Source organism: Caryophanon tenue (genome assembly GCF_001700315.1).
Classification (GTDB): Bacteria; Bacillota; Bacilli; order Bacillales_A; family Planococcaceae; genus Caryophanon; species Caryophanon tenue.
This window is the reverse complement of the sequence record NZ_MASJ01000039.1, coordinates 120,100-132,045: the sequence shown is the minus strand read 5'-3', so window position 1 is coordinate 132,045 and position 11,946 is coordinate 120,100. Positions and strand designations below refer to the sequence as shown.

Annotated in this window: 13 protein-coding genes; 12 read left to right on the top strand and 1 reads right to left on the bottom strand. The window is 40.8% G+C overall.

Going from position 1 to position 11,946, the window contains the following annotated elements; translation table 11 throughout:
• Positions 1-85: 85 nt before the first annotated feature.
• The gene (locus tag A6M13_RS13810) at positions 86-436 is read right to left on the bottom strand and encodes a hypothetical protein (protein WP_066547636.1); all 351 of its coding nucleotides are present in this window, start codon (positions 434-436) and stop codon (positions 86-88) included.
• 174 nt (positions 437-610) lie between these two features.
• On the opposite strand from A6M13_RS13810, the gene A6M13_RS13805 reads away from it, so the two are divergent.
• The 12 genes from A6M13_RS13805 (at position 611) to norA (ending at position 11,878) form a co-directional block, all read left to right on the top strand.
• The gene (locus A6M13_RS13805) at positions 611-1,504 is read left to right on the top strand and encodes an HNH endonuclease (protein WP_066547634.1); all 894 of its coding nucleotides are present in this window, start codon (positions 611-613) and stop codon (positions 1,502-1,504) included.
• Positions 1,505-1,641: 137 nt separating this feature from the next.
• Positions 1,642-2,619, top strand: coding sequence for a ring-cleaving dioxygenase (locus A6M13_RS13800; RefSeq protein ID WP_066547631.1), 978 nt, complete (start codon positions 1,642-1,644; stop codon positions 2,617-2,619).
• A 275-nt stretch (positions 2,620-2,894) separates the two neighbouring features.
• Positions 2,895-3,521 carry a YczE/YyaS/YitT family protein gene (locus A6M13_RS13795; RefSeq protein WP_066547629.1) on the top strand — a complete coding sequence of 209 codons (627 nt, stop codon included), beginning with the start codon at positions 2,895-2,897 and terminating at the stop codon, positions 3,519-3,521.
• Between the two features lie 133 nt (positions 3,522-3,654).
• Positions 3,655-4,086 (top strand): MarR family winged helix-turn-helix transcriptional regulator, encoded by a 432-nt coding sequence (locus A6M13_RS13790; protein WP_066547628.1) that lies wholly within the window; start codon positions 3,655-3,657, stop codon positions 4,084-4,086.
• A gap of 15 nt (positions 4,087-4,101) precedes the next feature.
• Positions 4,102-5,037, top strand: a complete 936-nt coding sequence (locus A6M13_RS13785) for a VOC family protein (protein WP_066547626.1) — start codon at positions 4,102-4,104, stop codon at positions 5,035-5,037.
• A gap of 12 nt (positions 5,038-5,049) precedes the next feature.
• Positions 5,050-5,982 (top strand): ring-cleaving dioxygenase, encoded by a 933-nt coding sequence (locus A6M13_RS13780; RefSeq protein ID WP_066547624.1) that lies wholly within the window; start codon positions 5,050-5,052, stop codon positions 5,980-5,982.
• 3 nt (positions 5,983-5,985) lie between these two features.
• Positions 5,986-6,600: a flavin reductase family protein gene (locus A6M13_RS13775; RefSeq protein WP_066547619.1), complete on the top strand. Its 615-nt coding sequence runs from the start codon at positions 5,986-5,988 to the stop codon at positions 6,598-6,600.
• Positions 6,601-6,614: 14 nt separating this feature from the next.
• Positions 6,615-7,217 (top strand): alpha/beta hydrolase, encoded by a 603-nt coding sequence (locus A6M13_RS13770; protein ID WP_066547604.1) that lies wholly within the window; start codon positions 6,615-6,617, stop codon positions 7,215-7,217.
• 95 nt (positions 7,218-7,312) lie between these two features.
• Entirely contained in the window at positions 7,313-8,320 is a 1,008-nt protein-coding gene (locus A6M13_RS13765; RefSeq protein ID WP_066547596.1) for a nucleoid-associated protein, read from the top strand.
• Positions 8,321-8,565: 245 nt separating this feature from the next.
• On the top strand, positions 8,566-9,636 hold the full coding sequence (gene rsgA, locus A6M13_RS13760) for a ribosome small subunit-dependent GTPase A (protein ID WP_066547593.1): 1,071 nt from the start codon (positions 8,566-8,568) through the stop codon (positions 9,634-9,636).
• Positions 9,637-9,756: 120 nt separating this feature from the next.
• Complete coding sequence (locus A6M13_RS13755) at positions 9,757-10,593, top strand: MerR family transcriptional regulator (RefSeq protein WP_066547591.1); 837 nt, start codon at positions 9,757-9,759, stop codon at positions 10,591-10,593.
• Between the two features lie 73 nt (positions 10,594-10,666).
• Positions 10,667-11,878 (top strand): multidrug efflux MFS transporter NorA, encoded by a 1,212-nt coding sequence (norA, locus tag A6M13_RS13750; RefSeq protein WP_066547589.1) that lies wholly within the window; start codon positions 10,667-10,669, stop codon positions 11,876-11,878.
• Positions 11,879-11,946: the final 68 nt, after the last annotated feature.

Genomic DNA, 11,946 nt, shown 5'->3' with positions numbered 1-11,946 from the left:
CGCTTTTTGCGAGCGTGGCTTCGTTTTATGCATGTAACGACTAGGCGCACTCTCCAGACACACCTAGTTGTTTACCATGAATGACTTAACGTTCTTTCTCCTCTTCTTCATCCGTATCTTGAGCGTCTGCATAAAACTGCATATCATCTGGTGGTGGAGCTGTGTGGCGTTGTTTTAAATCATCTACTGATACGGTAAACTGAGCAGCAATTTCTTCATCGAGCATGTCGTCTCCCTCGCCATGCATCATTTTGTTTTCCATCTCTTCCTTATGATCCATATGCGTATCGTGCGTAGAGGCAGACATCTGTTTCTCATCCATTTTCATATCAAAAAATTCACCGGTCATGTTTACTTCGCTTAAGTTTTTTGCTTCACAAATCGAACAAGGCATCATTTCCATTGTCATTTCGCGTTTACATGTGTGACAAATCATACAATTAACCCCCTCAAGTAAAGTATGGACTTTCTTATAATATATGTTCCCACCTCACTGAAAATAAAACGCTTTCATTTGTGACGAAATGAAAAACAAATCATTGAAAGTATAAATAGTCGAAATATTCTAGTGATTATGATACCGTTGAAGAAAAAGGAGGCTTGAAGAAATATGGTACTTAAAAAGGTATTTGACACAGCAACGAGCATTACAGAAACAACGATTCATACGGCAACAGATGTGATTAGTGGTACAGTGGAAAAAGCGGGGTTAAAGCAAACTGCACAATTTGTACGTGATACAGGCAATATGACGCAAGATGTTTCAAAAGCAGGGTTATACGTAACATCGCATTTAACGGAAGGGACAGCTCGAACGTTACAAGGTGTATTAAACAAAGATACACAAGTTCGCCAATCCGGTATGAATGAAGTGAAAGATACAACAAAGGCCGTATTTTCAAGTGTTGGTTCAATGCTACAGCATGGTGTAAACCATACATACGAAGCAGTAGCAGGCGTTGTTGGGCGCGACGAACAACGCATTAAAACAGCCGCTAAATCACTTTGGAAAACGCCAAGTGTCGGCAGTAAGGTGTTCCAAGATGACCAAATTGTTGCCGCAGATTTTAGTAATGTTGATGCGATTCAATCGATCAATGAATTATATGAAGGAACTGTGCACCCCATTACAGGTGTCGCATTTGAACGAACAGAGCTTCTAATTGGTGAACAAATGATCTCAGACGTATTCCCCGTATTTGAAGCGGCATTTACGGCTCGCTTAGCACCCGATGAATATTTACTGACAGACGAAGAGCACGACGAAATTGCCAATGCGCAACTTTATAAAGCAATTTTAGAAGATACAGCAATTGGTGAAATTATCGGGTTAAGTGCGGATGATATAGAAGCATTACGACAAGGGCAAACGCCAGCTGGTTATACATGGCATCATCATGAACAGCCAGGGACATTGCAATTGGTCGATGCCAAAACACATGCGCAAACGGAACACGTAGGTGGTCGTGTTATTTGGGGTGGCGGTTTAGAACGTCAATATTAACGGCATAAGGCAGATGTGAAAGGTCTTTTTCACATCTGCTTTTTCTATTTTTATAAATAGTTGACGAGATTATTATTTCGTGTTAAAGTATCTTTAAATCGAGATATTAAAAAACGAGACAAAGGGAGCGATTCTTTATGGTAACAGTAAAAGGTATGCATCACGTAACAGCAATTACATCAAGCGCAGAAAAAAATTATGAGTTTTTCACATATGTATTAGGCATGCGTCTTGTGAAAAAAACAGTCAATCAAGATGATATTCAAACATATCATTTATTTTTCGCCGATGACCGTGGCAATGCCGGAACAGATATGACGTTCTTTGATTTCCCAGGTATTCAAAAGGGGCAACACGGCACAGATGAAATTTATCGTTCGTCATTCCGCGTGCCAACGAATGAAGCATTAGCGTATTGGGAAGCACGATTTGACCGTCTAGGTATCAAACATGCGGGCATTACAGAAGAGTTTGGCGTAAAAACATTAGCGTTTGAAGATTTTGATGAACAGCAATATGCACTTGTATCAGATGAAGGACAAGAAGGCTTAGCATCAGGAACGCCTTGGCAAAATGGCCCTGTCCCACTTGAATATGCGATTACAGGTTTAGGACCGGTAACGATTCGCATTGCAGATTTTGATTATTTCCATAAAGTGATGGAAGTAGCGATGCAATATACGCAAATTGGACAAGAAGGTAACTTCTATTTATATGAAGTAGGAGAAGGTGGCAACGGTGCACGTGTAATTGTTGAACATAACAATACATTACCACGCGCACGCCAAGGGTTTGGTACGGTGCATCATGCTGCATTCCGTGTAAACGACCGCGCTGAAATTGAAGCATGGGATGAGCGTTTACGTCAAATCGGTTTTGGCACATCTGGCTTTGTAGATCGCTTCTTCTTCCAATCTTTATATGCACGTGTAGCAAACGGGATTTTATTTGAATGGGCAACGGACGGTCCTGGCTTTATGGGGGATGAGCCGTATGAAACATTAGGCGAAAAATTATCACTGCCGCCGTTTTTAGAGCCAAAACGCGCATACATTGAATCTGTTGTACGACCAATTGATACAGTGCGCAGTACAAAAACATTTGAAAAAGAATAAGGGTATGCAGCGTTTGAAAAATACTTCTCCTTATTAAATAAAGCCACGGCAAATGTTATTTTGCCGTGGTGTTATTTTGTTTATGGATATATAGTTGGGCAACGCTTTTATGGAAAATGGGTACTACTCTCATAAAAGTCGCCACTTATCTTGCATATGCGTAAAGAGCACTTCTTAAGTGTATTGTTAAAGAATAAGTATTCAGAAAAAGGCATGTGACGAATTTCTCTTGTTATAATACTGCATTGTGAATAGAGAAGAAGGAAGCGATTGACATGTCAACAAACGGATTACGCTGGATTTTTTTCATGGGCGGGCTCATGATTTTAGCATTAGGTGTTACATTAACGATTAAAGGCAGTATGTTGGGCGTTGGCTCATGGGATGTGCTGCATATAGGATTAGCTAATTATGGCTTAACAATTGGCACATGGGCAATTGTCACAGGTGTGATTGTTTTAGTCATTGGGATTTATTTTAATAAAGAAATGCCGAAATTTGGTACATGGATTAATATGTTTTCAGTTGGTTTGTTTATTGACTTATTTAACTGGCTATTACCAGATGTAGAAGGCTTATTTTTACAAACGTGCATGTTTGTACTAGGTATCTTGTTATTAGGCTTCGGTTGTGGCATGTATATTGTGGCAAATTTTGGCGCAGGTCCACGCGATAGCTTAATGATTTTATTAACACAGCGTCTTGGATGGAGTGTGACAAAAGCGCGTACAGTGATGGAAGTAAGCGTAGCGATTGTCGGTTTTACAATTGGTGGTCCAGTCGGTATTGGAACGGTCTTTATGGCAATTGGTTTAGGCCCAATTGTGGCAAAGTCACTGCAGATGAACGAAAAGTTATTCAATGTATTAAGCAAAGAGCAGTATATTGTACAACCTCATTAATCAAAAAGGTATCCAACATGATTTGGGTACTTTTTTTATACCTTCTTGGTTGCATTTTACTATGACTATGCTATAATAAAATAAAATATCTCGAATTAAAGATAAATGAATTTGGAATAAAGGCGGTGAAAACATGGAAGAACTTCAATTGAAGGCGATGACTGTTATGATGCGTGCATCGCAATATATGGCAGAGGTTTCGCGCCAAGATATTAAACGGTACGGCTTGAACATTACTGAGTTTGCCGTACTGGAATTATTGTATCACCGAGGTGACCAGCCGATTCAAATGATTGGGAAGAAAATTTTAATTGCGAGCAGCAGCATTACGTATGTTGTCGATAAGCTTGAAAAAAAGGGCTATGTTAAACGCGTTCATTGTGCAACAGACCGTCGTGTAATTTTTGCAGCGATTACCGATGAAGGGCGCACATTTATGGAAGGTATTTTCCCACAACATGCACAGCAAATGGCAAAAATGTTTGAAGGATTAACAGAGCAAGAATTAGAGACGTTGGTTTCTATTACAAAGCGTGTCGGCAAAACAGCTCAAAATTCATTATAGAATAGGAAGAAAAAAATGAAATTTACAAGACATCACCACGTATCAATGGTCGTAAAAAACGGTAAAAAAACAGATGCATTTTATACAAATGTTCTCGGGCTACGTCGCGTGAAAAAAACGGTCAACCAAGATTCTCCGAGTATGTATCATTTATTTTATGGAGATAAAATCGGTACGGCTGGAACCGAGCTTACATTCTTTGAAATTCCAATGGTTGGTCGTACACACCGAGGGACCGATGCTATTACAAAGGTGGCATTAAGTGTGCCATCTGTAGAGGCGTTACAGTACTGGCATCAACGTTTAACAGAAGCAGGTGTCGCAGTAAGCGCGCAACAGATATATGCAGATAAACAGGCAATTTTATTTGAAGACCCAGACAGTTTACGTTTAGCGTTTGTAGCAGACGCACAGTTTATACCCCCAACTGCTTGGACGTATTGGGAGCAATCAACAGTGCCACAAACATATGCGATTCAAGGATTTGTCACGACAGAGTTAACAGTAAGTGATGTACAACAAATGGAGACGGTGTTAACGGAGCTATTTGGATATGAGGTAGTCGCGCGTACTGAAGAGGGCATTCGCTTCCGCGGAGATGGTGGACTTGAAACGGAATTATTCGTTGTACAGCAAGATGGCCCAGTTGAACGACCAGGGCGCGGCAGTATTCACCATATTGCATTAAGTGTAAAAGATGAACAGGAGCTTGCCGCATGGGAAGAGCGTATTCGCGCATTTGGCTTAGTCCCGACACAAATTATTGACCGTTATTATTTTAAGAGTTTATATGTCAATATTGTCGGTCATATTATTTTTGAACTGGCAACGGACGGTCCAGGGTTTTTACGTGATGGACATATTGATACATTAGGACAACAACTTGATTTACCAGATTTTTTAGAGCCGCACCGTGCGGATATTGAAGCGGATTTAGAACCGCTTGATTAAGGAGGCAGCGCTATGCAAACAGTAGGCATTCATCATATTACAGCGATTGTTGGCGACCCGCAGGAAAATGTTGATTTTTATGCAGGTGTGCTCGGTTTACGTTTAGTGAAGAAAACGGTCAATTTCGATGACCCGGAAACGTATCATTTATATTTTGGCGATGACGGAGGACGACCAGGCACGATTATGACCTTTTTCCCGTGGATAAACGCGTACCAAGGTGAAATTGGCGACGGTCAAGTCGGTGTGACCGTCTTTGCGATTCCACAACAGTCGATATCCTATTGGGAAAAACGTTTAACGACACTACAGATTGCGTATACAAAAACAACGCGCTTTGACGAAGTCGTTTTACAATTTAGCGATGTACACGGCTTACAGTTAGAGCTTGTGGAGCGTGATGTGTCACAGAAAAATCAATGGGCGGGTGGTGTACCTGCACAATATGCGATTCAAGGTTTTGCAGGTGCAGTATTATATTCAGCTGACCCAGAAGAAACGATTACGACGCTAACGAACACAATGGGGCTAGCGTATGTAGCAACAGAAGGTGATTATACGCGTTACGTTGCAAGTGCAACACTTGGCAATACGATTGATGTGAAAATGGTAACAGGTGAGCGCGGTACAACAGGTGTGGGTACTGTCCATCATATTGCATGGCGCGCAGCAACAGATGCACAGCATATCGCGTGGCAGCAGCATGTCACGCAGCAAGGGCATTATGTAACGGACATTAAAGACCGTAATTACTTTAATGCGCTGTATTTCCGTGAACCTGGCCGTATTTTATTTGAAATTGCGACGGACGAACCAGGCTTTGCACATGATGAAAGTATTGATACAATGGGCGAAGGACTGATGCTTCCACCACAATACGAGGAGAAGCGTCAGCAACTAGAACAATCATTACCGCGTGTAATGGTCACATATAATGAGGTGTAGTGTATGAAATCAATCGATCCAATGTCTTTAACAGAACGTGAAAACTACAAATTTTTAATTGGCTCCGTCATTCCGCGTCCAATTGCGTTTGTGACATCTATTAATGAAGAGGGTGTTGCCAACGCAGCGCCATTTTCATTCTTTAATATTGTGTCATCGAATCCACCGATGCTCAGTGTATCTGTGCAGCGTAAAGCAGGCGTTCAAAAAGATACGGCTCATAATATTACAAACAATAAGCAATTTGTTGTGCATATTGTGAGTGAAGATATCGTTCATGACGTGAATAAAACAGCGGCAAACTTAGCATCATATGAGAGTGAAATTGATGAAACAACTTTTACACTTGTTGATAGTACAGTTATTCGTGTACCAGCAGTGGCACAGGCAAAAATTCGTTTTGAATGTGAACTTGTCCAACATGTGCCACTTGGCGGGGAAGACGGTCAGTCGGGCTGTGATTTACTGATTGGTCGTGTCGTACATTATCACATTGATGAAGATATTTATAATGAACGAGGACATATTGACCCCGTAAAGCTACAGGCGATGAGTCGTTTAGCAGGAAATGATTACGCAACAATTGGTCAGCTACTAACCATTGCGCGTCCACAATAAAGGGAGGAAACAACATGCAACACATTTATGAAGCAGGGCAATCACAAACGACGTTCTTATTACTACATGGTACAGGTGGCAATGAGCAATCACTGCTACAATTAGCACAGCTAATTGACCCGACAGCAAATGTTTTATCGGTACGCGGCAATGTACTCGAGCAAGGCATGCCACGCTTCTTCCGCCGTTTAGCAGAAGGTGTGTTTGACTTTGAAGATTTAGCGTTGCGCACAAAAGAGCTACATGAATTTATTGGGGAAGCGAGTGAGCGATATCACTTTGACCGTGAACATGTTGTCGCACTTGGCTATTCAAATGGTGCGAATATCGCGGCGAATTTACTCTTTACGTATGAAAACAGTGTGAAGGGTGCGATTTTACACCATCCAATGGTACCGCGTCGTGATGCGACGATTCCAAATTTAGAGGGTACAGCAGTATTTATCGCAGCTGGTGTGAATGACCCGATGTGTACAAAAGCAGAGTCAGAAGAGCTAACAGAGCTTCTAACAGCAGCAGGCGCAACCGTAGAAACTGCTTGGTATCAATATGGTCACCAACTAACAATGGACGAAGTAAATGATGCAAAAGCATGGTTTGTACGTACATTTTTATAAGTAAGGCACAAGGACATTGCTCGGGCAAAACAGCTCGGACAATGTCTTTTATTATGGTATAGTGAAATGGCAAATTAGAGAAATAGGTGAAAAATATGATTGAAGTAAGTGATAGTAAACTAAGTCGCTACGCCATTCATTATGTTGGCAATGCGAATAATGATACGGTGCGCCTAAGCGACACGATTTTTACAGACATGTCGATGGAATTAGAAGCGGCATGGACGACAGTTGCGTTCCAAAAATTTGAGCAACTAGATGAATATCGTTTTACCCATGCAAGCAATATTCATATGAATGAAATGTATGCGTATGCGACTGAAATTTTTCGCAATGAATCCGAGTTTTTATCGCAGTCTCAGCATATTGCGACACATTTACACAATGCCTCACAGCACCCAAATATTAAAAGTGGGGAATTATTTATCGGTCTTTTTGATAACTGTACGTGGGTAGACAGAACGGTACGTGTACTAGCAATTATGAAAATTGATGAAAAGGACACGTTTATTGATGTGAAGCAAGCAGACGGTGTGTTAGCCATTCAAGATGTTGAGGGCATTAGCTTAAAACGTGTTAATAATACCGCGCTGATCGTGGACTTCGGCAATGACACCCCATCTGTCTTTATACGGACGAAGAAAAAGGACGATGTCGTGTATTGGACTGAGCGTTTTTTACATGTCAACGTGGCAGATGAAAGCTATCATAAAACGACAGAGGCACTTCAAGCGTGTAAAAAATTTATTACAAAAGAGGATTTTACAAATACCGAGAAATTGACGTATTTAGCGAAAACACTCGAATACTTTGAAAAAGAAGAGAGCTTTTTACCAACAACGTATGTAGAGGAAGTGTTTGAAGCGCCAAACGAGGCACAACGTGATACGTTACTGACAATGATTGCACCACTTGCGACGGATATTTCATTAACGGCTGTGGAAAAGGTGCAAAAATCGTATAAGCGTAAAATTAAGCTCGATGACCATATTGAAATACATGTAGCGATGCGAGATGCGAGCGATGTTGAGAAATATATTGAAAGTGGCATCGATGAGCAAGGACGCAAATATTACAAAGTGTTCTTTGATGAAGAGCAGTAAAGTTTTGTTTGACAATTGCGAATGTTTTTCGTATAGTGAAACTACTAAATAACGGGAGTAGGTGATGACAATGACAAATACAGTATATGCGATTGCGAATCCGCAATTTAGTTTGTCGTTGTTATGCCTGCATTGTACACAGTAACTGTACAAGTTTCTTTCTGCATGCATGTAAACGTAATGACAAGCTAAATTGCGCTGTCATTACGTTTTTTTTATGCACATATTTAGGAGGAAACTATACAATGAATTTAGAAACACTAGGATTTACAACATATTTTGAACAACAGCTTGAACAGCTACGTGCACCGTTTGCAACAAAGGCATTACATGTTGGGCGAGTTGTGTTAGAACATAAACATATGTACCGTGTCATAACGGAGCAACGTGAAGTGCTAGCAACCGTTTCAGGTAGCTTTGCACATGAGGCAATAGCACGTGAGCAGTACCCAGCAGTCGGTGATTTTGTATTAATCGAATATATGGACGGAGAAGACCGTGCGGTTATTCATGCATTATTTACACGTAGCTCGAAGTTTGCGCGAAAAGTAGCTGGTCGTGATATTGAGGAGCAAATTGTCGCAGTGAATGTCGATGTTTTACTGCTTGTGATGAGTGTGAATGACGATTTTAATATACGTCGACTAGAGCGTTATATAGCAGCGGCGTGGGATTCCGGTGCACAACCAATCGTTGTGTTAACGAAAACGGATTTATGTGACGATGTGACACCGTTTATCGAACAGGTGGAGCAAGTAGCCTTTGGGATTGATGTGTATGCGGTCAGTGTTGTGACACAACATGGCTTAGCGGCATTAATTAGCCGTTTAACAGTCGGGAAAACAGCCGCACTTGTCGGTTCGTCAGGCGCTGGGAAATCGTCGCTCACAAATGCGCTTGGGCAAAACGAGCATATGCAAGTAGCTAGCATTCGCGAAGATGACGCAAAGGGACGCCATACGACAACGCACAGAGAATTAGTTGTTTTACCGTCAGGCGCGTGTTTAATTGATACACCAGGGATGCGAGAGTTACAGCTGTGGACGGATAGTGACAGCGTAGGTGCGAGCTTTCAAGATATTGAAGAACTATCCGAGCAATGCCGCTTCCGTAACTGTACACATGCAAATGAACCTGGCTGTGCGGTTGTCGAAGCGCGTGAGCAAGGCGTATTAACAGAGGAACGCTGGCAAAATTATGTGAAACTACAGCGTGAAGCTGCCTATCTTGCGCAAAAAACAAGCCGTGATGCTCAACTTGCAGAGAAGCGCAAGTGGAAGCAAATTTCAAAAGGTTTAAAAAAGAAGAAACGATAAATTATAGGGTACTGCTTTGCATCATTACACGCAGTGCCCTTTTTAGTGTCATTTCTTTTGTGTCGTTCAGCGTTTTAGTATAATAGGGAGACAGTTTGATACAAGAAAAGAGGAACGACGATGCCACAACAACGATTATATAGCATTGGTGAAATGGCCAAGATTACGAATGTCTCGGTGCAAACACTGCGTTATTATGACCAAATTGGCTTATTAAAACCGGTACGCGTCGATGCAACGACAAATTATCGGTATTATGACGAGGCACAAATATACATTATGGATTTAATTAAGTCGTTAAAATATATTGGCACACCGTTAGAGGATATTAAAAAAGCACAAGCCTTTACACCGGAAGAAATGTTGTTATATTTGACGGAACAAGAAAAGGTAATGGAACATAAAATTCGTCGTATGGTGGAAGTGCAACATACATTATTGAAGACAAAAAAGCAGCTTGAAAATCATTTATTAATTCCTATCTATAATGAAGTATATGAATCGGTTGAAGAACAACAACGCTTACTTGCGGTACGTACAAATGACTTAACGGCTGATTATGTACCGAATGAATATTTTAGCGCGCTAACAAAAACAGTTGAACGTGAAGGGGTCGCGATGAATAGCCGTTACGGCGGGATTTATCCTCTTCGACCGTATGAACAGCTTCAGCATGTGGTATATAGTCATGTGTTCACGCCACTCTTAACAGACCGTTATATAGAAGTATTAGATGATGAAATGGATGTACTTCGCATGCAGGAAGGACAATATGCATGTATTGCGTTTAAATATGATTTAAACACGTATTTATCGCAGTATCAAAAGCTATATCAGTATATTCAAGAGCACGAACTTACACCGACGTCGGATGTGTATGAATTTTTTGTGCAAGCGAATTATTCACCGAATGAAACACCGGTATATGTCATGGAATTAAAAGTGAAAATAAGTTGAGATTTTTCCATTGACTCTCTAGTTACTATAGGGTTTATGCTGTATTGTAGCATAACAGTAAGGAGCAAGAGAAATGGAAAAAAAGCAACGTTTAACCTTAAGTATTTTATTGATGAATTTATTCATTGCGTTTTTAGGTATTGGTCTTGTTATTCCCGTATTACCAACGTTGATGAACGAGCTGAACATTAGCGGAACAACGGTTGGTTATTTAACAGCAGCATTCGCCTTAACACAATTAATAATGTCACCATTTGCCGGAAAAGCAGCGGATCGTTTTGGTCGTAAAATTATGATCGTTATCGGTCTCTTTATTTTTGGTCTTTCTGAGTTTTTATTTGGTTTTGGTAAAACGATTGAAGTGTTATTTTTATCGCGTATTTTAGGTGGGGTGAGTGCGGCATTCATTATGCCAGCAGTAACAGCCTTCATTGCAGATATTACAACGATGGAAACACGTCCGAAAGCGCTTGGCTATATGTCAGCGGCGATTAGTACGGGCTTCATTATCGGGCCTGGTATTGGTGGTTTCTTAGCGGAAATCGGGACACGTGTGCCATTTTATTCAGCAGGTGTACTTGGTACAGTTGCAGCGATTTTATCGATTATTTTACTGCGTGAGCCAGAGCGTAGCACAGAAGTATTTGAAGAAAACGAAGCGTCAGGAAAAAGTGGCTTACGTAAAGTATTAATGCCCATGTTCTTAATCGCTTTTATCGTTATTTTCGTATCGTCATTCGGTTTAGCAGCATTCGAATCATTCTTTAGTTTATATGTAGACCATAAATTTGCGTTTACACCAGCAGATATTGCAATTGCCATTACAGGCGGTGCCATTTTAGGGGCGATTGCGCAAGTAGCGTTATTTGACCCAATGATGAAGCGTTTAGGTGAAATTAATTTAATTCGCTGGATGCTCATTTTATCAGCCATTTTAGTATTTGCGATGACGCTAGCAAATTCATATTGGATGATTATGCTTGTCACATTTACGGTATTTATCGGATTTGATTTAATTCGTCCAGCCGTAACGACATATTTATCACGTATTGCAGGAAGTGACCAAGGATTTGTCGGCGGGATGAACTCATTCTTTACATCACTTGCGAATGTATTTGGACCCGTCATTGGTGGTATGTTATTTGATATTGATATTAACTACCCGTACTATTTTGCAACGGTGTTCATTCTTGCAGGTCTTGCAATTGCAATGTTCTGGAAAGACCCAGCGATGCAAAAGCGTAATCGTAAAGAGGCAGTCGTGGCAGAAAAAGTCATGCAGTAATGAGAAGCTGTGCAAATCGTTTAAAGCGATTTGCACAGTTTTTTTATCGAGCTATACACCGAAATCTG